Source organism: Synechococcus sp. N5, assembly GCF_900473925.1.
Classification (GTDB): Bacteria; Cyanobacteriota; Cyanobacteriia; order PCC-6307; family Cyanobiaceae; genus Parasynechococcus.
Window position 1 is genome coordinate 1 of sequence record NZ_UCNI01000007.1, and the last position, 22,181, is coordinate 22,181.

Here is a 22,181-nt window from a genome sequence, read left to right on the forward strand (position 1 = left end):
CACCGGCTGACCAGCCGCACGAAAACTTCGTCTTCCCTGAAGAGGTTCTGCCCCGTGGTAACGCTCTCTAATCCCGGTCTTGGCGCCACTGGCGGCAAAGACCTTCCCTCCACCGGGTATGCCTGGTGGTCCGGCAACGCTCGCCTGATCAACCTGTCCGGCCGTCTGCTTGGTGCCCACGTGGCCCACGCTGGTCTGATGGTCTTCTGGGCCGGCGCCATGATGCTTTTCGAGGTGAGCCACTTCACCTTCGACAAGCCCATGTACGAGCAGGGCTTCATCTGCATGCCCCACGTCGCCACCCTTGGCTACGGCGTGGGACCCGGCGGTGAGGTCACTGATCTCTTCCCATTCTTCGTGGTCGGTGTCCTGCACCTGATCAGCTCCGCCGTGCTCGGCCTCGGCGGCCTCTATCACGCCCTGCGTGGTCCGGAGATCCTGGAAAACTATTCCTCCTTCTTCTCCCAGGACTGGCGTGACAAGAACCAGATGACCAACATCATTGGTTATCACCTCATCCTTCTGGGCGTCGGCTGCCTGCTGCTGGTCTTCAAGGCCATGTTCTTCGGCGGCGTCTACGACACCTGGGCCCCCGGCGGCGGTGACGTCCGCATGATCACCAACCCGACCCTCGATCCGGGAGTGATCTTCGGTTACCTGTTCCGCGCTCCCTTCGGTGGCGAGGGCTGGATCATCGGTGTGAACTCCATGGAGGACATCATCGGTGGCCACATCTGGCTGGGTCTGACCCTGATCTTCGGTGGCATCTGGCACGCCATCACCAAGCCTTTCGGCTGGGTGCGTCGCGCCTTCATCTGGAACGGTGAGGCCTACCTGAGCTACAGCCTTGGCGCTCTGAGCTTCATGAGCTTCATCGCTTCGGCCTACATCTGGTTCAACAACACCGCTTATCCCTCCGAGTTCTGGGGCCCCACCAACGCTGAGGCATCCCAGGCTCAGAGCTTCACCTTCCTGGTGCGTGACCAGCGCCTTGGCGCCAACATCGGTTCCGCCATGGGCCCCACCGGCCTTGGTAAGTACCTGATGCGCTCACCCACCGGTGAAATCATCTTCGGCGGTGAAACCATGCGCTTCTGGGACTTCCGTGGTCCCTGGCTGGAGCCCCTGCGTGGCCCCAACGGTCTCAGCCTCGACAAGCTGCAGAACGACATTCAGCCCTGGCAAGTGCGCCGTGCGGCTGAGTACATGACCCACGCTCCCAACGCCTCGATCAACTCCGTGGGCGGCATCATCACCGAACCAAACTCGGTGAACTACGTGAACCTCCGCCAGTGGCTGGGTGCAACGCAGTTCGTGCTCGCCTTCTTCTTCCTGGTTGGTCACCTCTGGCACGCCGGCCGCGCTCGCGCTGCTGCTGCTGGATTCGAGAAAGGCATCGACCGCAAGGCTGAGCCTGTGCTCGGCATGCCCGACCTCGACTGATTCACCGGTTCAACCCAAACGATCGTCATCAACCCTCGCCACACGGTGGGGGTTTTTTATTGGGATGGGAGAGGCGATTTCTTAGCCTGTCCGAATCGATGGATCGTCCGTGAACACAGGCTTGAACACCCGGGTGATCCACCACGGCGACAGCTTTGCGGGAGACACCGGCACGGTGATGCCGCCGATCTTCCCCACCAGCACCTTTGCCCATGGCAACGCTGGCGGATTTGATTACACCCGTTCCGGCAACCCCAACTTCCGCATCCTTGATGGGGTGCTCGCTTCGGTTGAAGGTTGCGCCCACGCCACCGTGTTCGCCTCCGGCGTCAGCGCCATCACCGCCGTGGTCTCCCAGCTGAAGCAGGGCGATCTGGTGCTCTGCGAAGAGAACCTCTACGGCTGCACCGTGCGGCTGTTCGAGCAGGTATTCGCCAAGTTCGGCCTGAAAACCGCGTGGGTGGACTTCACCCAGCCGGCCGCACTGGAGCAGATCAAAGCCCAGAAGCCGGCGATGGTGTGGCTGGAGAGCCCGACCAACCCTCTGCTCAAGGTGATCGACCTGGAGGCGGTCTGCGCCATCACCCAACCCCTCGGCATCCCCGTGGTGGTGGACAACACCTTCGCCACCGCCCTGGTGCAGCGCCCTCTGGAGCTGGGCGCCACCCTCTCACTTACCAGCACGACCAAGTACATCAACGGCCACTCTGATGCCCTCGGGGGAGCCGTGTGCACCAACGATCCTGAGTGGCACCAGAAGATGGTGTTCTCCCAGAAGGCCCTGGGCCTGCAGCCCTCCCCCTTTGATTGCTGGTTGATCACGCGGGGCATCAAGACCCTGCCGCTGCGGCTCAAGCAGCAGATGGCCAACGCCGCAGCCCTGGCCGATCAGCTGGCGGGACACGCCAAGGTGAACTGGGTGCGTTACCCCCGCCGCAGTGATCACCCGCAGCATCAGGTGGCAACCCGTCAGATGCGTGCCGGTGGCGCCATCGTGACGGTGAGCTTCAACGCCAGCCAGGAGCAGACCTATGCCCTCTGCAAACAACTGCGCTGGTTCACCATGGCCGAAAGCCTGGGCGGCATCGAAAGCCTGATCTGCCACCCCGCCACCATGACCCACGCCGCGGTGTCGGCTGAGGTGAAGGCCAAGCTGGGCATCGACGATGGCCTGGTGCGCTTATCGGTGGGCTGCGAAGACCTCGCCGATCTGCAGGCCGATCTGGACCGGGCCCTGGAGCTGCTGGCGTGAGTCCTCGCAATCTGCTCAGCGATCCGGCCTGGCAGGGCTCTGATCTCGGCCATCCCCTGCCCGACTCCCCCCATGCGGTGTCTGTGGCGCTGCCGCGATGGCGCGATGTGGTCGCCTACGAGGAGAAGGATCCGGCCTGCCGCAATGCCCTGCAGACGATCTATCCCCGCTTCGGCCTGCATCCGCTGATCCGACAACTGGTTAAGCCTTCGGAGCTTGCAGGCACCTCGGTCTGGCCCTACCCCACCGAAGCGGCAGCCCAGGCAGCCCTGGCCCACTGCCAACGCAAGGCACCGAAGAGCCGCTCGGAGCTGATCGCCATTGCTGGGCTGACCTGCATGCGCAGTGATGCAGCGGCGAGCCCCCATGCCAAAGCGTTCTGGCAGCACACCGGCCTGGGCCTCTCCTCCCGCCAGGCCGCCATCGCCCTGGGGAAAGAGACATCCCCCAGCAGCACATCCGGCGACGCGGCCCGCGAGCTGATTCGAAAGCGCCTGGCATCCATCCATGGCGTCGACGCCCAGCAAATCAGCCTGCATCCAGCGGGAATGGCCGGCCTGCATGCGGCCCTCAGCGCCATCCAGACGCTGCGGCCTGAGAAGCCCACGCTGCAGCTGGGCTTCCCCTATGTGGATGTGCTGAAGCAGCCGCAGGTGGTGTTTCACGGTGGCGAGCTGTTGCAACCGCAGAGCCTCGCCGAGGTGGAAACGGCCCTGGATCAGCTCCAGCCGGCGGCCGTGATTGTGGAGCTGCCCAGCAATCCGCTGCTGCGCTGCATGGATCTGCCGGGCGTGTCGGCCCTGGCCCGCAGCCGCGGCATTCCAGTGATTGCCGATGACACGATCGGCACCGGCATCAACCTCAATGCCCTGCCCTACGCCGATCTGATCTTCACCTCACTCACCAAGAGCTTCGCCGGCCGCGGTGATGTGATGGCTGGCAGTGTGCTGGTGAGCCCGCAGTCGACCTGGGCGGCCTCCCTGCTGGCGGCGGTTCCAGCCATCGCCCCCCTCAGCGATGCCGATGCCATCGCCCTGGAGATCGCCAGCCGGGATGTGCTCCAGCGGGTGCCGCAACTCGATGCAAACGCCCTGCTTCTGGCGGAACGGCTCGAAGCCCATCCAGCCGTGCAGCGGGTGCTGCATCCAAAGAGCTGCCCCAACTTCCGCGCCTTGATGCGCAGCGGAGCTGGCCACGGCTGCCTGCTCTCCTTTGAACTGAAGGGAGGCCAAGAGCACACCAAACGGGTTTACGACGCGCTTCGGATCAGCAAAGGCCCCAGCCTTGGCACCGATTTCAGCCTGGTGTGCCCCTACACCCAGCTGGCCCACTACGACGAACTGAGCTGGGCGGAGCAATGCGGTGTGCCGGCTGATCTGCTCCGGGTGTCCGTCGGTCTGGAAGACCCCGAGGCGCTGTGGATGCGATTTAAGCAAGCGTTTGCTGACCAATAGACCGGTGAGACTCTGAAAAAGCCCTTAACAACCGGGTGAGGAGAGGCTTTCGATCATTAGTTTGTTTTCTTCGGGCCCCTCTAGAGCAGCTCCATGTCCCGCATTTACGACGACAACAGCCAGGCCATCGGCAACACCCCGCTGGTCAAGCTGAACAACGTCACCAAAAACTGCAAGGCCACTGTGCTGGCCAAGGTTGAGGGGCGCAACCCCGCTTACAGCGTCAAGTGCCGGATCGGCGCCAACATGATCTGGGACGCCGAAAAGAGCGGAAAGCTCACCAAGGGCAAGGTGATTGTTGAGCCCACCTCCGGCAACACCGGCATCGCTCTGGCCTTCACCGCCGCGGCCCGCGGTTACAAGCTGATCCTGACGATGCCTGAGTCGATGTCGATCGAGCGGCGTCGGGTCATGGCCGTGCTCGGGGCTGAACTGATCCTCACCGAGGCCGCCAAAGGCATGCCCGGTGCGATCGCCAAGGCCAAGGAAATCGCTGAGAGCGATCCGGCCAAGTACTTCATGCCCGGCCAGTTCGACAATCCCGCCAACCCCGAAATCCACTTCAAGACCACCGGTCCTGAAATCTGGAACGACTGCGATGGCGCCATTGACGTGCTCGTGGCCGGCGTCGGCACCGGTGGCACCATCACCGGCGTCTCCCGCTACATCAAAAATGAAGCGGGCAAGGCGATCGAATCCGTGGCCGTTGAACCAACCAACAGCCCGGTGATCACCCAGACCATGAACGGTGAGGCCGTCAAACCCGGTCCTCACAAAATCCAGGGCATCGGCGCCGGCTTCATCCCCCAGAACCTCGACCTCTCCGTGGTCGACAAGGTGGAGCAGGTGACCAACGAGGAGTCCGTTGCCATGGCCCTGCGCCTGGCCCAGGAGGAAGGCCTGCTGGTGGGCATCTCCTGCGGCGCCGCAGCTGCAGCCGCCATTCGTCTGGCCGAGAAAGATGAGTACGCCGGAAAAACCATCGTGGTGGTGCTGCCCGACCTGGCCGAGCGTTACCTCTCCTCGGTGATGTTCGCTGAAGTGCCTACCGGCATCATCGAGCAACCGGTGGCTGTTTGAGCTGGCTCCACCAAAAGCCTTGGCCCCGTCGTTGACGGGGCTTTTTTTATGGCCTCACCGTGAACCGTTCAGGTCTCAGCGTGCTGGTGGGCGGGCATGGGGCTGCACCGCCGTTGCATCAATCCACATGGCATCGCCATATGAGAAGAAGCGGTAGCTCCTCTCAATCGCTTCAGCGTAGAGCTTCAACAGGGTTTCCCGGCCAATCAGGGCACTCACCAACAGCAGCAGAGAACTTTTGGGCAGATGAAAGTTGGTGAGCAGGGCTTGAATCACCTTGAACTGATAGCCCGGCTGAATCACCAGATCCACCGGCCCCGTGTAGGGCTTGAGGACACCGCCATGGGCTTGAGCGGCCCCCTCTAGGGCACGAACACTCGTGGTGCCCACCGCAATCACCCGGCCTCGACAAGCCTGCACCGCCTCCACCACAGCAGGGCTGACATCGACCCATTCACTGTGCAACTCCAAGGTGGTGAGGTCTTCCGTTTCAACGGCGCGAAAGGTGCCGAGGCCCACATGCAGGGTGATCCGGGCCAGATCCACCCCTTTCCGCTGCAAGCCCGCCAGCAGTTCATCACTGAAATGCAACCCCGCCGTCGGGGCCGCCACCGCACCGGGGCGATCGGCGTAACGGGTCTGATAACGCTGGCTGTCGCTGGGGTCATGCCGTTCGATGTAGGGAGGTAAAGGCACCTCGCCCACGTCATTGAGCAAACCCTCAATGGTTTCGGCATCCCTGCAATCACTGGGGAACTGCACCACCCGTCCACCACTGGCGGGGTCTTCCGCAAGCACCGTCAGGCTGATCGAGGTGCCATCAATCGTGAGGGTGTCGCCAGGCCGCATGCGCTTGGCAGGACGGGCCAGACAAAGCCAGCGCCCCTCCCCCCGCGGCTCCAGCACGAGCAACTCGGACAGTCCGCCCCCGGAACGGCGCACCGCCAGGCGGGCCTTCAGCACCCGGGTGTCGTTCACCACCAGCAGATCACCAGACTGCAGCTGCTCGAGCAGATCCCACACCTGGCCATGAGCGGCATCCGTTGATGGCTCCCCCTGGGGGGGAACCATCAACAAGCGAGCGCTGTGGCGGGGCTCGACCGGTGCCTGAGCGATGCGCTCAGGCGGCAGCGGGTAGTCGTAACTGCTGAGTTGCAGGTCCCTGGGGTCAGGCACGCGGGCGACCGGTCAGAGCGCCAGGCTTTCTGGACGGTTCTCGATCAGATCGGCGAGATCGTTGAGGAATGCGGCACCGTCGGCGCCGTAAATCACCCGGTGATCCGCCGTCAGATTCACCTGCATCTGACGCTTGACGGCGATGGAGCCGTCCTTGTTCGCCACCACCGTGGGGCGTGATGCAGCGACGGCGAGAATGGCTCCGGTGCCTGGGGGAAGGATCGCGTCGAAGCGATCAACACCGAACATGCCGAGGTTGGAGAGGGTGAAGGTGCCCGTGGAATACTCCTCCGGCTGCAGCTGCTTGCTGCGGGAGCGCTTGACCAGATCGCCCCACTGGCGCGACATCTCGTAGAGATCGGTGCGGTCGGCATTGCGCAGCACCGGCGTGATCAAGCCGCCGTCTTCCATCGCCACGGCGACAGCCACGTTCACGTCGGCTGGATAGGCCATGCCGGCAGCGGTAGTAGCAGCATTCACCTGGGGGTGACGCGCCAGGGTGACGGCCACAGCCTTGGCCAGCAGCGCCGTCATCGTGACGCCCTTGGGCTTCACCTGTTTGTAGAAGGCATCCAGCTTGTCGGTGGTGATGGTGTAACCGACGCGGAAGCAGGGAACCGCAAGGCTCGCCTCCATGTTTTTGTTCACCGCACCCTGGAGGGTGTTGAAGGCCACGGTCTCGCCGGGCCGACCAAAGCTGTTGCCCGCCGGCGCTGCCGGGGCCGCTGCTGCTGCAGCGCCAGCCGAGGAAACAGCTGGAGCGGTTCCTTCCGCCACCCGGGGCACGGAGATGGGCTGACCGGAGGCTTGCTGCACGTCTTCCGCCTGAATCCGGCCGTGGGGGCCACTGCCGCGCACGGTGGCCAGGTCCACACCCATCTGGGAGGCCAACTTCTTGGCCCGGGGGCTGGCAACGATGCGACCGTCGTTCACCACCGGTGCCGACGGTGCAGGGGCAGCAACAGGTGCCGGTGCAGGGGCAGCAACAGGTGCCGGTGCAGGGGCAGGAGTCGGAGCTGGGGTCTGAACCGCAGCTGGCGTTGGGGCCGGAGCCGATGCAGGGGCGCTGGGGGCCTTGGCCTGCGCGTCGGCGATCTCAGCTTCGGTTTCGACAATCAGACCGATGGTTTCGCCCACCGGTGCCGTGCTGCCAGCAGGCATCAGGACCGCTGCGAGGTAGCCGTCCTGGAACGACTCAACGTCCATGTCCGCTTTGTCGGACTCAACGACAAGAACCGACTCGCCCCGAGCCACCTTGTCTCCGGGCTGTTTCAGCCACTCCACGATCTTCCCCTCCGTCATGGTGGAGCTGAGGGCAGGCATGAAGATGTCCGTGGTCGCCAATGTCCTGCTCCTGACTGGGATTGAAGGGGGTGTTCCAACGCTTGTTCCAACAATCTGACCGAAATCAGACCCCGAAACAGGCGTTCAGTGGGTGGATTTTACGACTTGGAAGCAGGGCAGAAAGAACCCTCCGCCCTGTCCCCTACTCAAATCTTCGCCCCAGCACCCCACGCCGCTTCTTTCAACGGTCTCCATCCCTGACCTTGAAGGGTCTTCCACATTCGCTCTGCGTCTTCCTTCCGTAGATAACGACGCTCTTTCAGCAGGGGTACTTCGCCAGGAAGCAGTCGCCCCCTATCTAGAAAACCTTTGGGTCACGAACCCAAGCACTCTCATCCCGCCAGAACCGCCATATCCAACGGTCGTCGCCGTCAATCAACCATCCCTCTCTCATCACGCCACCTCCGGGCACCAACCCACTTCCGCCTCTCTGCGGACCATCCAGTTACGGCACCTCTTCGTTAGATGCTCGCCATGAGGAACCTGACGACGCTGAAGACCACAGGTCAGCAGCGTGTGGCAGTGCTGGTCGCAGACATAGGATAAGTGCTGGCAGGTCATACAGACGCAAGACGACCTGGTGCTCTTCAAACCGTCAACGAAGTCCCATTCCTCTTCGACAATCGAACCCTCTCGTAATTAGTGCAGACGTACTAGCCAGTGTTTCGAGTGATGGTCCAATAAATTTTCCCTATTGAGGGATGTCGTTGACCTTCTCGGCGAAACTACGTCGTAAGACTGTCTCACGCGAGCCCCTATTGAACCTCTAAAAACCGGCACCTTATCTGGCACTGAGATCTTTGGTTGGTCTTTCCGCGAAAGTTCAACCTAGGGCTTGAAGGTGGTTGCCAATTGGCGTCTTATTAAAGAGATTGTCATAGATAACCCATGAATCCTTTGTCTGTCTTTCACAAAGTCAATCGTGCAGGGAAGTCCAAAGTACTTTCTCCTTAGGAAAGGTCCCTGATCCAGTAGCGAATCCCTAAGAAGCAGCGACTTATCTCTGAGGTTCTGGACTGGACAGCAGGTCGGATCTATGAAGTTCTGTCAATTGACATTCGGGACCTAGTTCCTGAAAGAGCAATAGCTAGCCTAGAAGTACTATCAGAAAAACATTCAGAAAAAGACTTCAAAATTAATTTGAGCCATTTAGGCTAGGTGAGTATTTAAGATTCCAGATCGATGCAAGATTCATTGCCTAAGTATCACCTTCTTGGCTTAATAAAGAGCAGCAACCGCATTGCAGTATTTAGAGTGCCTTTCGCTAACCAAGTTAATTGCTGCAAAAGCTGAAACTCCAATAGACGAAAATTGCTCTTTCGAGCTTGAATGTTTTACTTCTAAAACATTTCGACTAGCGAAAGCCGAGATTTCAGCGGCAAATCTTTTCGCACCAGCACGAATATTCAATATTCTTCCATGGCGGATATTTGAATCGAGCGTGATTCTCAAATCCGCCTTAATTGAACTTACGAAATATTTCCTAAAATAAGTAACAACGACTTTTGGTGTGTATATTGTGTTTATCGACTCAGGTATTTGCATTGTGACGTATTTAAGATCTGTATTATCGGAATAAGATACTGAACACCAAGAATCTGAGAGAATCAGACGATCACCATTTAATTTATAGCCTGTGTCGAAAGCACGAACTTTATCCTCTAAAGTGCAGTTATTATTTAAGTTATAGAATCGTGCCCTGAATTTATGGCGACTTCCATTTCCATGAATGGAATCTGAGTATAAGGAAAAGTCACAGCTATCATAGTAAAAACTGGTGATTAATCTTGGCTCATATTCAGAAATAAAACCTTGCTCTGCCAGCGAAAGCTCAAGACTATCAGTACAAGTCGGAATGAAGCTATATTTTTTTTCGTATCTTTTCATCGAATTGTTTTTGCCCCAAACTCATTTCCATATAGTTTACCAAGCACCTGTTTTGAAGAGTATATACCATTAGTAATTTGACCATTGACAATAAACTTTGAGTCATCAGAGACTAAGGAGCGAGACAGCAAAGTCTCAGAAAACTTATTTGCAATGATGAGTTCTGGAGATCCAAACTCAGGCTTTTTTACAAATAAAGAAATAGGAACTTTGACATTACTCAAAGATATCGTATCGATATTGACCGTGGATTGGTCTTTGGCAACGATTCCTATTTCAGAATTAGTGATGTTTATACTTTTTAATTTGAGGCTAGATTTTTCTCCTGCACTCACCGCCTTATCTTTAATGTTATTCGCAGCCAATGTGCCTACATAGGCTTCAGAGAAAGATATATCTAAACAGTCATTTTTCACTTTCGAACATGCAATACTATCAACTTTAAGTTTAGAAAAATCAGAATCAATAGCATCTGATTGAATATTTTCAAGTTTAATTGACTTAAGATTCATATCACTATCGATAAAATTAACACCATCTTCACTATATGAATTGCGCACAGTCAACTCGTTGATAACAAGGCTTGAATTAATAAAGTTGAGACCTCCATGCAAGATTTTAAAATCACTAGGATTGACCCCTAATTTATTAGCTGTTAGCTTTTCGAGCTTACCTGAAATATTTTCAAAAACAACCATAGAACTTTTTTTTCCACTAAGAAATATTTGTGTATTGCCTGACGCTTTCATTGTCGAGTTTTTAAATGAGAGAGTTGTCCCTGGGGAAATAATAAATTTTGTATTTGAATTGAAAAATATAGTCTTATCTTTGTAAATTGTATCGGAAGTAATGAATACCTTACCAGAAAAATATTGAATCTCCCGATCATCAGCGCTTGCGGTATCCATGAGATTTACATACGCTGCAACTTCTTTGTTAATTGAGGGCAGCTTTACACGTATGCTACGTGCTCGATTTTTTATCTTATCCAATAAAAGAACGTGAGGAACAATAGATTTATAGAATATAGAGTCAGAGGGAGCAAAGGTTCTATATAATTCTCCTCTTACATTGGAATACATGTCAACATACGATAGAAACTTTGCAACGTAAGCTTTGCTTGAATAATAATTTAAATGATAAAGATATCTACGTACAAATTCTTCATTGGGCTGTTCCTTGGTCCCCAGAAATACTTCATAAAAAGCTTTATCTTTACAAATCCATTCGCATCTTGGCTTTTCTTTTGTCAGAAAGTCTATTAATAGAAAATCTTTGAATGATCCTGCGCCTGTGTGACCATCCACAAAAACAGGTTCTATTTTGCCATAAACTGGATTCAAGTAGAATTTAACGCTTTTCCTGACGGAGCCATGATATAAATTAAAAACATCTATGTAAGCAAAGTATCTTGCCCATTTGTCAACCAGTATATTCTCTCTTAGTAATTGTGGATCAGTGTAAATTTTATTCAATAGATGTAAGCCGTGACGTGCTATTTCCGGATTTGACTCTGACCAATATTTTCTATCTTGCAATTCAAAAGTTTTTGGTTGCTGAGATAATTCGTTTAAAGAGAATGTCGGTCCATAGCGGCGTGCATTGCTTTCGATTAATTCTCTAGCTATGTTCTCCTCAAAATGCTTGATGCCTTTATTTACGCCATTTAAATATAGCTTTGCATAATAGTGCCTAGGGGTGACTATTCCCTCGTCTCTTAAAGCTTTGCTAGAGAAAGCTTCATAAGTATAATTTCTTATAATAGGATCTTGTATTGAAAATTCTTCCATTCCCCATAATCTAGGATTCCCTCTGATATCAACTTTTGTTGAAAAGTCATTAGGGTTCTCGTAATGTAATTTGCGATCACCCTTTGGTCTTAATTTAACTCGGAATTTTTTGTAATCAGATATCAATGTTCCTTTAGATTGCATATAAGTATAGCCTGGGCAATTGTTATTCTTCATTTTTTCGCGACGTTGACATTCTAAATTCATAAGATTCTTATAATTAATAGATAATTTTACTGTCGGGATATTTGCATTATTTTGATTAAAGCTGGATAACTCTTGAATATATCGGGAAATATCATGTATAGTTAGTTCAGAATTTGCTAGACGCTTTAAATCAACATATCTTTGATAGACGATTGAAGAATAGGGGCTTAATTTAAATCTGTAAATATCATATCCAAGGAGTGAAAATGCCGCAAATGCAGACACAATTAAATAGTGCCGCTTGAGAAAGCGTAAGCTTGCGGGAATGGTAATATAGAACGATTCGTTATTAAAAAATGGTTTCATTCGATCGCATTATTGTAGAAAGAGAAAGAAATTATTTCGGGATCTTGCTCTAGAGCTTTTGTTATCAATTCGAGCTCTTTTGTATCACTAATATTTAGCATTAGGACAGCTGAAGTGTTTTCTGAAGTGGAAGATAGAGACTTTACATTGAATGACTTAATATGTTTCGAAAGTGTGTCAAATGCTCTGTAGATCGATGAAGGCTTTTCTGTCGATAACAACAATGTGTCTGAAACAAATTGGTTGATGTAACTACCTGATTTTGTTTTTGACGGTAAGATTGTTTTTCTGAAAAGCATGAAAATTATCAAAGCTCCTGCTATTAGTATCAAAGCAGTAAAAGTAAATTGCTCTGCTCCAATTGAAATACCTAGGCATACACTCCAGAGAATGAAAGATAATGTAAAGGGTTCCTTAACGGCTGTCCTAAATCTGACTACAGATAACGCGCCGACAAGACCGAGTGACAACGCTAATGATGACTTAACTATCGCTATTAGAGCACTTACGCTAAGGAGCACCATAGCCAGAGTGTTTGCAAATCCCCTAGGCGAAGAGTAAGTTAATGTATAGTTCAAATAAAGTTTACGTACAATAAAACCACACACTAATGCAACTAAAGTTATTATCAACCCTTGCCTTAAAGTAAGAGTAATCGATTCGGATAATTGATCGCTTGGGATTGATATTTCACTCAAAAGAAAGTTGGGCATAATGCTTGTGAAGATTTGAATCAATTAAAGCGCTTGTAAGGCTGAATAATTCTTAATTAATCGCTGCGTTACGTTTATTTCTGCTTGAAATCGGTAACAAGTTTAGGTAGACATGAGGCATGTGTTTTCCAAAATTCATGTGATTCTAAATCGCATAATCTTCATCATAGCATAATTCCTAAAAGCGCTACATTAGGGGGGTCGTACACCTGCCTCATTTCTCGTCTCACTAAAGCCCGAGAATCACGAATGTAGCTAGGAACTCGCTTGCCTGTTGGACTATCCATGAAAGTAGAACCTAATGATCTCATCGGAGGAGATGAAGTTAATAAAAGTTCCAAGTATCTGATAAAGCAACTGAATATCCCCCCTGAAAAGGGTTCGTGTACCTTTCAACTGCTCTTACATTCAGGATCTCTTCCTTGAATTCGATTTTGGGCGTGAGAACTGGAAATGCCCAACCTTTGTTCAACCCACAAAGGACTTGTAGTTTGGCAAATTAGAGAATATCTGTGGCCGGCAAACCCGTCTCCGGGCGGGCAGATTCGGAGAGTTTACGAGTCAGCAGAGGCAAGCCGATCAGGCTTGCTCAATCGACTGCACAACACCATCCTTCACAACGATGGCTACCTGCATCTTCTGCACCAGGTTGTCGCCAACCTTCAGTTCACAGCTGCTCTCCAGCTGACCCTGTTCAACGATCTGGTCCATCTCCAGCTCACGCACCTGAGCCTGCTGCTGAAGCAGGTTGCGCTTCTGCTCCTCCAGCTCAGCGCGCTTTGCCGCTACCTGCTGTTGAATCTGCGCCACCTGATCCTGCACGCGGGGGTCAAGCGGGTTGGCGCTCTGGCGACGCACCTGGTCCACCACGTCCTGGCCTTCCTGTTCCAGCTGAGCCAGCTGTTGGTCTGCGGTGGCAATGCCATTGCTGAGCTCGCGCTCTGCTTCTTCTTTCCAGGTGGGCGTCACGACGGCGCGGACGGTGATCGGACGCTTGATCGTCAGGGAGGTGCCGTCGGACATGGGTTCTTGGGAGACGGCCAAAGCGTGTCAGCCCTTTCACGTGGGGTCAATCACCGGACAACCGACCACACCCCAACCCTCGTCAGCCGCGGTCAACGTCCGTAAAGGCCATCGATCAACTGCTGATCGCGGCTGGTGATGCGATCACGGCGCTGCTTCAGGGTCTGGGTCAGGAGTCCGTTCTCAATGCTGAAGGGATCCACAAGCACCACCCCGGCCAGCCGTTCATCACCCCGGGAACCCGACCGCTGCTTGAGCAAGCGGTTGCATTCGCGCATCAACAAACGAAGCAGGGCCGGATCACCGGGTTGGCCGCCCAGATCCTGCGCCACGCTCACGCCGGCTTCAGCCGCCCAGGCCACGATCGCCTCAGCACGGGGAACGATCAGGCCACCGAGCTGGCGTTCGTCCTGACCCACCAGCATCACCTGCTCGATCAGGGGGCTGGCCACCAGGGCCTCTTCCAGGGGGCCGGGCTCGATGTTCTCGCCACTGCTCAACACAATCGTGTCCTTGGCCCGGCCGGTGAGGGCCACCGAACCATCCGGCAAGAGCATGCCGAGATCGCCGGTGTCAAACCATCCCGCGGCATCGAGAACCTTGGCGCTGGCCTCGGGTTTGCCGAGGTAGCCCGCCATCACCTGGGGGCCCCGCACCATCACCCGCCCCCGTTGCCGGAAGCCCAGGGGCTGGCCGTTGTCGGGATCGACGATCCGGAATTCGGTCTGGGGCATCGGCAGCCCGGAGCTGCCGCGGATGTTGCGCCAGGGCCTGCGGCAACTCACCACAGGGCTGGTTTCGGTGAGGCCATAGCCCACCAACAGCTCAATCCCCACGGCTTCAAAAAAGGCATCGATGTGGGGGGCGATAGCACCGCCACCACTGATCGGATAGGCGAGCTGACCGCCACTGAGCTGGCGACGTAGCTTCGGCCAGATCAAGGTCGAGGCCAGGGCATGCAGGGGCCAGCGCAGCGCCGCGGAGCCGCAGGCACGCAGCCGACCGGCCGCTGACACCGGTTCCAGCAGGAGGTTGCGCGCCGTGCGCACGGCTTTGCGCTGGGCAGCGCTGTTGGCCAACGCCGCCCGCAGCAGGCGCTGCCGGGAGGGGGGGAAGGTCTTGAGCACATCCTCAAATCCAGCCTGAACCGCCTCCCACAGCCGCGGCACGGTGGCCATCGCGATCGGCCGGACCCGCGGCAGATCCTTCTTGAGTTGCTTGATGGTTGTGTAGGTCTGCGTGCAGGCGCAGGAGAGGAAGAAGTAGCTGGCACTGCGCTCGTATGCATGCCAGATGGGCAACACACTCAGCACCGGAGCACCGGGATCGGGATAGGCCACACAGGCCAGTGAGCTCATCTGATGCAGCAGGTTGGCGTGGGTCAACGGGACCCCTTTGGGTTGGCCGGTCGTACCCGAGGTGTACAGAACAGTGGCCACGGCGTCTCGCCCCCCCGCCGGGCCAACGGGATCAAGGCCGGCCCCTGACGCCAGAAACGCCTCCCAGCCCATGGCGCTCTCGGCAGGCTCCCCTTCCAGCTGAAGCACGAAACGCAGCTGAGCCCTTTGCTCTGGGGGAAGGGCCAGACGACGCCACACATCAGCGTTCTGCACCACCAGGGCCGTCGCCCGGCAATCCGAAAGGATGTAGCGCAGCTCCTCCACCGGGGCCGAGGCACCGCGCACGGCATCAGCGGCACCGGCACGCATCAGGCCCTGATCCGCCACCAGCCAGCGGGGGCTGTTCTCAGCAAACAGAGCCACCACATCGCCATCGTTCACGCCATGGCGCCTGAAGGCGGCGGCAGCGGTGGCGATGCGCTCCGCCAGTTCGCCGAAATTGAAGCGTTCGGGATGCGCCACATGGGGCGCATCGACGGCGGCAATCAGCCCGTGGCGGTCGGCGAGCCAGGGCCACACCGCATCGACCCTCTGCAACTTCTGAACGTGGGCATGACGCTGCAAAGCGTCCGTTTCACGGGTTGTCGGGCTCCAGCTGGCCGTCATCTGAGGCGGGGGTTCAAACAGCTCAGGTCTATCTCGCTTCCTCCTCCCAGACCAGACCGAAACGATGGGCCAGGGCTTGCCGCAGCAACGGCTGCACCTCAGCCGACGTCAGCCCTGGCAACCAGTCCGCAAGCCGCCCGACCGCACGACCGGTGAGCCCACAGGGGGTGACCCGCTCAAACCCCTGCATCGAGCAATCAACGTTCAGGGCCAGGCCGTGCTGGGTGATCCAGCGGCGACAGCCCACACCGATGGCGGCAACCTTGCGGTTGTCCAACCAGAGGCCGGTCAACCCCGGCAGACGCTGACCCTCCAGGCCCAACTCCGCCAGAACATCCAGAACGACTTGTTCCAACTGACGCAGATACCAGTGCAAATCGGGCGTGCGGCGCTGAAGGTCCAACACCGGGTAGGCCACCAATTGGCCGGGCAGGTGATGGGTCACCTCCCCGCCCCGATCGATCCGATACAGGGGTGCCGGTGGGTCAGTGGGATCGAAATGCAGGTGCTCCTCGCTGGCACCACGGCCAAGGGTGTAGCAGGTCTGGTGCTGCAGGATCCAGACCGCCTCCGGAGCAGATGGATCAGCAAGAAGAGTGCTTTGCCAGCGCTGTTGCGCCGACCAGGCGGCATCGAATCGAACCGGATCACCGGGCTCGAAAAGAAATGCACGCTGGGGGTGGGCCGAATCGTGCGCCGTAACTAGCTTGCCGATAACAACCGGCACAGGAGTGAGGCATGAAGTTGCTGATCCATGGTCGCAACCTCGAGATCACGCCGGCGTTGCGGGATTACACCCAGACCAAGTTGGAGCGGGCCACATCGCACTTCGGTGATGCTGTTCGCGAGGCCGACGTCCATCTCTCCGTGGCCCGCAATCCCCGGGTGCCGCAGCAGACCGCCGAGGTGACGGTCTTTGCCAACGGCACGGTGATCCGCGCCCAGGAACGCAGTGAAAACCTGTACGCCAGCATCGATCTGGCCGCTGGGAAACTGGCCCGCCAACTGCGTCGCTGGAAGGAACGCCACAGCGATCACCACCACAGCCACGGCCACAGCGCCAGCCACACCCCCAGCACGGATGTGGTCAACGATGCATCCACCGTTGAAGCCTCCCTTCTGCAAGGGCGTGAGGCGGAACTGCCGGATCCGGGAGTGCGACGCAAATATTTCGCCATGCCGCCCATGGGCCTTGAGGAGGCACGCCGCCAACTGGATCTGATCGACCACGACTTTTATCTGTTCCGGGAGAAGGAGAGCGATCAGCTGCAGGTGATCTACCGCCGCAACCACGGTGGGTATGGGGTGATTCAGGCTCGTGAGTGACCTCCCGGCCCGCCATGGCTGATCCAGCCCAAGAGCTCCCCGACCTCCCCCCCCGGCTTGATCAGGCGATCCTCGACCCCCTGCTGACCCGGGACCAGCTCCAAGCCCTCTGTGATTCCGGGATGCAGGAGGGCGTGCGGGCCATCTGCACCACACCGCGTCAGCTGCCGCTGCTGCGGGAGCGCATCGGCACGACCGACGCAGGTCCTCGCCTGGTGGCGGCCATCGGCTTTCCCTTCGGAACCATTCCCGCTGAGCTCAAGCTGGCGGAAGCGGAGTGGTGTGCCGCCCATGGCGCCCAGGAACTCGATGTCGTGCCCGATTTCAGCGCTTTGGCGAACGGCGATTCAGGCGCGTTTGCCGAGGAACTCGCCGCCCTCTGCGAGCTGGGGCTTCCCGTGCGGGCCGTCCTGGACATGGCCCGTCTGGAGAATGAACAGCTGGAACTGGCCGTGGAGGCCGCCATTGATGCTGGCGCTGCGGGACTGCAGACCAGCAACGGCTTTGGCCCGGCTTGCCATGCCGATCAGATCCTTGCGTTGAAACAGCTGATCCGCAAACGCTGCGCCATCAAGGCAGCCGGTGGCATCCACAGCCTCAGCCATGCAGGAGACCTGCTGTTGGCGGGGGCCGATCTGCTGGGCACCAGCAGCGCGCCGGCTCTTCTGCAGGCCCAGCGCCGCCCCGCGGCCTGAATGGCAGAACGACGCCTCACCGGACTCGCCCTCAAGGTGGGACCCCTCGGCGAGCACGACCGCCTGCTGAGCCTGCTCAGTGATGCGGAGGGCGTCAGTCGCTTCGCCGTTCCCGGAGCGCGCCGCCCCAAGAGCAGTCTGGCCGCCGCGGCCCCCCTCACCCTGCTGGAACTGCAGGTGGGAGGACGCAGCGGCCTGGACCGGGTGCGACAACTGCGGGTGCTGCGCAGTTTTTCCGGCCTCGGGCAACAGCTGGAAACCCTGGCTGCGGCGCAGGCGCTTTGTGATCTGTGCCTTCAACTGGCGGCCCAGGACCCTGTGGACGGGCTGCTAGGCACGATGCAGCTGCACCTGGAACGCCTGGAGGAGCACCGAGCTGACCCGGAGCTGGTGCTGGCCGGCACGGTCCAGGCCTGCATCCATCTGCTCACCCTGGGGGGTTATGGACTGCCGTTGCAAACCTGCTGCATCACGGGCGATCCCCTCGAGCCACCGCTTGGCCAGTGGGACTGGCGCTGCAGCCTTCTGCCGCAGGACGGCTTTGCGATCGATGAGCAGCCCGGGGCGGCGATTCAGCTGAATCCCTCCGAACTGGCCCTGCTCCAGCGACTGACCCGGGCCGAACTGCCCCGTCGCCGGGACGGTGAGCTGATGGGCCCCCCAGCCGTGTGGCGCCGGCTGCTGCGGGTGGTTGAGATCTGGAGCCGGACGCATCTGAACCGACCCAGCAAAGCCCTGGCCATGCTGCGAGAGACGCTCCTGGCAGGCGCGTGAGCCATCATGGCCGCGATGCAATTGCCCCTTGAGCGGACCGAGCCTCACCACCCCTGAACCCGCTCTGCCTACCGGCAGCAACCCGGAGGGAAAGCGTGGCTTGGAAGCCGTGCTGCGCCTCAAGGACTTCCGCAAACTCTGGCTGGGGCAGATTTTTTCCCAGCTGGCGGACAAGTTCTACATCGTGCTGATGGTCTTCCTGATCGATCAGCACCTGCTGCTGAAGGGGCAGGGAAGCGGCGTGCTGGCGGAGATGGCCTCGGATTACGGCCTCGACATCAGCACACGCACCCAGGTAATCACCCTCCTGGCCACAGGCATCTTTGTGGCCAACACCATCCCGGCCATGCTGCTGGGAACGGTGGCTGGGGTCTGGGCTGACCGCTGGCCCAAGCGTCGGGTGATGGTGGCCAGCAACGCCATCCGAGCCCTGTTGGTGGTGTTCGCACCGCTCTGTCTGCTGCCGGGGCCCATCTGGCTTGGTCTGCCCTGGGGCTATTGGGGGCTGGTGGGCATGACCTTCCTGGAGTCAATCCTGACCCAGTTTTTCGCCCCCTCCGAACAGGCCACGATTCCTGTGGTGGTGCCGGGAGATCACCTGTTAGCGGCCAACTCCCTCTATCAAGCCACCAGCATGGGGGCAACGATCCTGGGCTTCGCGCTGGGGGAACCGATTCTTCGTGCCCTGCACAGCAGCCTGGCGATCATCGGCATCGATGGCGGCGAGTTTTTGCTGCTCCCGCTCTGTTACGGCCTTGCGGCCCTCAGCCTGTCGCGCCTGAAGCTGCAGGAAGCCCCAAAGCCCCCCTCCAATACATCGGTGTGGACGGAGATCGGCGAAGGATTGCAGGTGCTTCGCCGGGTGCCTTCAGTGCGTGGCGCCATGATTCATCTGGTGCTGCTCTACAGCCTGTTGGCAGCGCTTTACGTGTTGGCGCTCCAGCTGGCTGCCCTGATCGAGAACCTGGGGCCCTCAGGCTTTGGTGCCTTGCTGGCCATGAGTGGACTGGGCATGGCAATCGGAGCTGTGGTGATCGCCCAGCTGGGCCATCGGTTCAGCCGCCGCCGGCTCACGGCAGCAGGCCTGGGAACCATCACCTGGACCCTGGTGCTGCTCAGCCAGCTGCGGGGATCCCTGGCCTTCACCCTGAGCCTCTGCGGAATCCTGGGCATCGGAGCAGCTCTGGTGGCGATCCCAGCCCAGACCACGATTCAGGAAGAAACCCCCGAAACCGAGCGCGGCAGGGTGTTTGGACTGCAGAACAACCTGATCAACATCGCCCTGAGCCTGCCGCTGGTGCTGGCGGGCACTTTGGTGAGCAGCATTGGTCTCCAACCGGTGCTGTGGCTGCTGGCGGGGTTGGCCCTGGTGGCAGCGTTGATCGAACGGCCGTGGCAACGCTGCTAACTTGCCGTTTCGCCTGAGGAGGCCCAACCCGCTTGGCGCAGATTGCGTGGCTCGGCAAGAAGTCTCCCTTCTGCGGGAATGTGTCCTACGGGATCAGCACCACGGAGGCCCTGCGCAAACGCGGGCATCAGGTGCACTTCATCCATTTCGATAACCCGCGCAGCCCCGAGCGCGACAACACATCGCTGCTGGCCAACGATCCGGACGTCAGCCTGCCTTATCTGGTCAAATCGCAGGTCTACACGATCCCTTCCCCCGGGGCACAGCGGGAGCTGAGGGAGTCCCTGGAGCGGCTGCAGCCCGATCTCGTGCACGCCAGCCTCACCCTTTCACCCCTGGATTTCCGCCTGCCGGAGCTCTGTCAGCAGCTGGGCGTTCCCCTGGTGGCCACCTTTCATCCCCCCTTCGATGCAGGCCTGCGCAACCTGACGGCGGGCACCCAACAGCTCACATACCAGCTGTATGCACCGGCCCTGGCTCGCTACGACCGGGTGATCGTGTTTTCACAGCTTCAGGCGGACTTTCTCGAGCGCCTGGGCGTTCCCGCCGATCGACTGACGGTGATTCCCAATGGTGTGGACCCCGATCGCTGGTGCCCCACCAGCCCCGGCACCCTTTCGCTGATGCATCAGCAGGTGCGGCAACGGCTGGGCCGAGAACGGACTTTCCTCTACATGGGACGCCTGGCAACGGAGAAGAACGTTGAAGCCCTGCTGCGGGCCTGGCGGCTGGTTTCACCGGAGGGCTGCCGGTTGGTGATCGTCGGCGACGGGCCGCTGCGCAACAGCCTGATGAACCAGTTCAACGACGATCGGATCCTCTGGTGGGGCCACGAGCCAGACCTGGACACCCGGGTTGCACTGCTCCAGTGCGCTGAGGTCTTCATCCTGCCAAGCCTTGTGGAGGGCCTGTCGCTGGCCCTACTGGAGGCGATGGCCAGCGGAACAGCCTGCGTGGCCACCGATGCCGGTGCCGATGGCGAGGTGCTGGAGCAAGGGGCGGGAATCGTGCTGAGCACCCAGGGCGTCACCACCCAATTGCGCACACTGCTACCGGTGCTCAGGGACCAGCCGGTGCTGACCGCGGAACTAGGCCGCAAAGCTCGGCTCCGCGCCTTGGAGCGCTACACGATTTCCAGCAACATCGACGCCCTCGAACAGCTCTATGCCGACCTGATGCAAACCAGCACGGTCGCCGCATGAGCCAGGCGATCAGCGCCAGTCCAAGCCAGGAACCCAGCCCACAATCGCCGAGGTGACTGCGGCGTATTGGCTGTAATCCGGATGCAGCGCCCGCAACCCCTGCTCCTCGAAGCGGGCTTTGCCCCGCAGCACAGCCGCCAGGCTGACCAACAGCAACAGATGGAGCGGGCTGCCTGTGGCCAGCACCACTCCTGCGGAACACAGCAACACCGCCCGGTACAAGGGATGCCGGCAGATGGCGTAGGAGCCTGTGGCGATCAACTGATTCGCCGGCTTGGGCGCTGGCAACGGCGAAAGGCTGGCCCCGAGACAGCGAAACGCCTCAAGGGCCCGAAACAGGCCAAAAGCCAACAGCAGCAGGCCCAGCCCGAACAAGGGTTTGGGCCAAATCGCCACACCGAAGCTGGCGGGAGCTGGCCAGACCGGCAGCAGATGGGCCGTGATCAGCAGCAGCTGGGCCAGCAGCCACCACTCACCCCGACGGTTGTCCAACCAGCCGCCCCAACTGAAGCCCCAATCGGAGAACATTCACTCGCTCACCACCAATGTTCGGACGTTACGGCGCTGCACCAGACCCGCCAGGGTCTGCATGTCGTCCCAGCGAATCAAGCCAACACAGCCGAGCGTGCCGCTGTTGGCGTTGCGGTTGGCACTGGGGTCGAGATGAATGCCCAGATGGCCTCGCCCCGTGGGGAACTGCGGTTCAATCCCAATCCAGATCGGCCCGAGTTCCTTTGGATCAGCGGGACCCAGGGGCTCCACCGGCCCAAGGACGTAGCGACCGGCGGGGAGCGGCGCGCGGGTGCCGGAGCGATGGCGATCGGCGTTCTGACGGTGGGCCCGACCGCTGACGGCATCGAAGTGCTGCACGGGCTGACCAGGGGTTTCCAAACGCAAACTCCAGATGGGGTCGCCCGTGCGCGGGAGGGATCGCGTGGTGCGGTTCAGCACCAAAACCGACTCATTGGCGGAGGTGGAGATGGATGGCGAAGTGGTGGAAAACCTGGAGGCAGAGGCCAGATCCATCTCAGTGGCAGAACAGGGCACGACCAACAGCGCCAGCAGCTTCAACGCGAGACACGACCGAACGACCAC

General features: G+C 58.2%; 19 protein-coding genes and 2 pseudogenes. 10 read left to right on the plus strand and 11 right to left on the minus strand.

Annotated elements, in window-relative coordinates:
* The 5 genes and pseudogenes from DXY03_RS12820 to cysK all read left to right on the plus strand — a co-directional run.
* Positions 1–71: pseudogene (locus DXY03_RS12820) on the plus strand (photosystem II protein D2); the annotation flags it as partial.
* On the plus strand, positions 55–1,443 hold the full coding sequence (psbC, locus tag DXY03_RS08165; protein WP_011364942.1) for a photosystem II reaction center protein CP43: 1,389 nt from the start codon (positions 55–57) through the stop codon (positions 1,441–1,443). The pseudogene DXY03_RS12820 and the gene psbC, both read left to right, overlap by 17 nt.
* A 109-nt stretch (positions 1,444–1,552) precedes the next feature.
* Positions 1,553–2,695, plus strand: a complete 1,143-nt coding sequence (locus DXY03_RS08170) for a PLP-dependent aspartate aminotransferase family protein (protein ID WP_115009993.1) — start codon at positions 1,553–1,555, stop codon at positions 2,693–2,695.
* The gene (locus tag DXY03_RS08175; RefSeq protein ID WP_115009994.1) at positions 2,692–4,149 is read left to right on the plus strand and encodes a PLP-dependent transferase; all 1,458 of its coding nucleotides are present in this window, start codon (positions 2,692–2,694) and stop codon (positions 4,147–4,149) included. The genes DXY03_RS08170 and DXY03_RS08175 overlap by 4 nt, the downstream gene beginning before the upstream one ends.
* Before the next feature lie 93 nt (positions 4,150–4,242).
* Positions 4,243–5,229, plus strand: a complete 987-nt coding sequence (gene cysK / locus DXY03_RS08180) for a cysteine synthase A (RefSeq protein WP_006850945.1) — start codon at positions 4,243–4,245, stop codon at positions 5,227–5,229.
* A gap of 75 nt (positions 5,230–5,304) precedes the next feature.
* Here the strand turns inward: cysK and queA are convergent, their stop codons facing one another.
* The 9 genes and pseudogenes from queA to lipB form a co-directional block, all read right to left on the minus strand.
* The gene (gene queA, locus DXY03_RS08185) at positions 5,305–6,405 is read right to left on the minus strand and encodes a tRNA preQ1(34) S-adenosylmethionine ribosyltransferase-isomerase QueA (protein WP_115009995.1); all 1,101 of its coding nucleotides are present in this window, start codon (positions 6,403–6,405) and stop codon (positions 5,305–5,307) included.
* A gap of 12 nt (positions 6,406–6,417) precedes the next feature.
* A complete protein-coding gene (locus tag DXY03_RS08190) occupies positions 6,418–7,749 on the minus strand; it encodes a dihydrolipoamide acetyltransferase family protein (RefSeq protein ID WP_115009996.1) in 1,332 nt (443 codons plus the stop codon).
* Between the two features lie 146 nt (positions 7,750–7,895).
* Positions 7,896–8,143: pseudogene (locus DXY03_RS08195) on the minus strand (DUF1651 domain-containing protein).
* Between the two features lie 824 nt (positions 8,144–8,967).
* Complete coding sequence (locus tag DXY03_RS08205) at positions 8,968–9,636, minus strand: VTC domain-containing protein (protein WP_115009998.1); 669 nt, start codon at positions 9,634–9,636, stop codon at positions 8,968–8,970.
* A complete protein-coding gene (locus tag DXY03_RS11890; protein WP_136987668.1) occupies positions 9,633–11,858 on the minus strand; it encodes a hypothetical protein in 2,226 nt (741 codons plus the stop codon). The genes DXY03_RS08205 and DXY03_RS11890 overlap by 4 nt, the downstream gene beginning before the upstream one ends.
* 77 nt (positions 11,859–11,935) lie before the next feature.
* Positions 11,936–12,652, minus strand: coding sequence for a DUF4956 domain-containing protein (locus DXY03_RS08210; RefSeq protein WP_136987669.1), 717 nt, complete (start codon positions 12,650–12,652; stop codon positions 11,936–11,938).
* 579 nt (positions 12,653–13,231) lie between these two features.
* Entirely contained in the window at positions 13,232–13,675 is a 444-nt protein-coding gene (locus DXY03_RS08215) for a YlqD family protein (protein WP_115010000.1), read from the minus strand.
* A gap of 92 nt (positions 13,676–13,767) precedes the next feature.
* On the minus strand, positions 13,768–15,681 hold the full coding sequence (locus tag DXY03_RS08220) for an AMP-binding protein (protein WP_115010001.1): 1,914 nt from the start codon (positions 15,679–15,681) through the stop codon (positions 13,768–13,770).
* A gap of 28 nt (positions 15,682–15,709) precedes the next feature.
* Positions 15,710–16,408: a lipoyl(octanoyl) transferase LipB gene (gene lipB / locus DXY03_RS08225; RefSeq protein WP_115010002.1), complete on the minus strand. Its 699-nt coding sequence runs from the start codon at positions 16,406–16,408 to the stop codon at positions 15,710–15,712.
* An 11-nt stretch (positions 16,409–16,419) separates the two neighbouring features.
* On the opposite strand from lipB, the gene hpf reads away from it, so the two are divergent.
* From hpf to DXY03_RS08250, 5 genes are read left to right on the plus strand one after another with little or no spacing between them, the layout of a single operon-like run.
* A complete protein-coding gene (hpf, locus tag DXY03_RS08230) occupies positions 16,420–17,007 on the plus strand; it encodes a ribosome hibernation-promoting factor, HPF/YfiA family (RefSeq protein WP_115010003.1) in 588 nt (195 codons plus the stop codon).
* 14 nt (positions 17,008–17,021) lie between these two features.
* Complete coding sequence (deoC, locus tag DXY03_RS08235) at positions 17,022–17,702, plus strand: deoxyribose-phosphate aldolase (RefSeq protein ID WP_115010127.1); 681 nt, start codon at positions 17,022–17,024, stop codon at positions 17,700–17,702.
* Positions 17,703–18,476: a DNA repair protein RecO gene (recO, locus tag DXY03_RS08240; protein WP_115010004.1), complete on the plus strand. Its 774-nt coding sequence runs from the start codon at positions 17,703–17,705 to the stop codon at positions 18,474–18,476.
* 28 nt (positions 18,477–18,504) lie between these two features.
* Positions 18,505–19,884 carry an MFS transporter gene (locus DXY03_RS08245; protein WP_115010005.1) on the plus strand — a complete coding sequence of 460 codons (1,380 nt, stop codon included), beginning with the start codon at positions 18,505–18,507 and terminating at the stop codon, positions 19,882–19,884.
* 32 nt (positions 19,885–19,916) lie between these two features.
* Positions 19,917–21,086: a glycosyltransferase family 4 protein gene (locus tag DXY03_RS08250; protein ID WP_115010006.1), complete on the plus strand. Its 1,170-nt coding sequence runs from the start codon at positions 19,917–19,919 to the stop codon at positions 21,084–21,086.
* A gap of 9 nt (positions 21,087–21,095) precedes the next feature.
* Here DXY03_RS08250 and DXY03_RS08255 read toward each other — a convergent pair whose 3' ends face one another.
* Both DXY03_RS08255 and DXY03_RS08260 read right to left on the minus strand, forming a co-directional pair.
* The gene (locus tag DXY03_RS08255) at positions 21,096–21,614 is read right to left on the minus strand and encodes an isoprenylcysteine carboxylmethyltransferase family protein (RefSeq protein ID WP_115010007.1); all 519 of its coding nucleotides are present in this window, start codon (positions 21,612–21,614) and stop codon (positions 21,096–21,098) included.
* Positions 21,615–22,133 (minus strand): L,D-transpeptidase, encoded by a 519-nt coding sequence (locus DXY03_RS08260; RefSeq protein WP_244272366.1) that lies wholly within the window; start codon positions 22,131–22,133, stop codon positions 21,615–21,617.
* Positions 22,134–22,181 lie beyond the last annotated feature (48 nt).

Coding starts and splice junctions, on each gene's coding strand:
- DXY03_RS08215 (WP_115010000.1), bottom strand. CDS start 13,675: ATGTCCGACGGCACCTCCCTGACGATCAAGCGTCCGATCACCGTCCGC.
- DXY03_RS08210 (WP_136987669.1), bottom strand. CDS start 12,652: ATGCCCAACTTTCTTTTGAGTGAAATATCAATCCCAAGCGATCAATTA.
- hpf (WP_115010003.1), top strand. CDS start 16,420: ATGAAGTTGCTGATCCATGGTCGCAACCTCGAGATCACGCCGGCGTTG.
- DXY03_RS08220 (WP_115010001.1), bottom strand. CDS start 15,681: ATGACGGCCAGCTGGAGCCCGACAACCCGTGAAACGGACGCTTTGCAG.
- DXY03_RS08205 (WP_115009998.1), bottom strand. CDS start 9,636: ATGAAAAGATACGAAAAAAAATATAGCTTCATTCCGACTTGTACTGAT.
- DXY03_RS08255 (WP_115010007.1), bottom strand. CDS start 21,614: ATGTTCTCCGATTGGGGCTTCAGTTGGGGCGGCTGGTTGGACAACCGT.
- recO (WP_115010004.1), top strand. CDS start 17,703: ATGGCAGAACGACGCCTCACCGGACTCGCCCTCAAGGTGGGACCCCTC.
- cysK (WP_006850945.1), top strand. CDS start 4,243: ATGTCCCGCATTTACGACGACAACAGCCAGGCCATCGGCAACACCCCG.
- deoC (WP_115010127.1), top strand. CDS start 17,022: ATGGCTGATCCAGCCCAAGAGCTCCCCGACCTCCCCCCCCGGCTTGAT.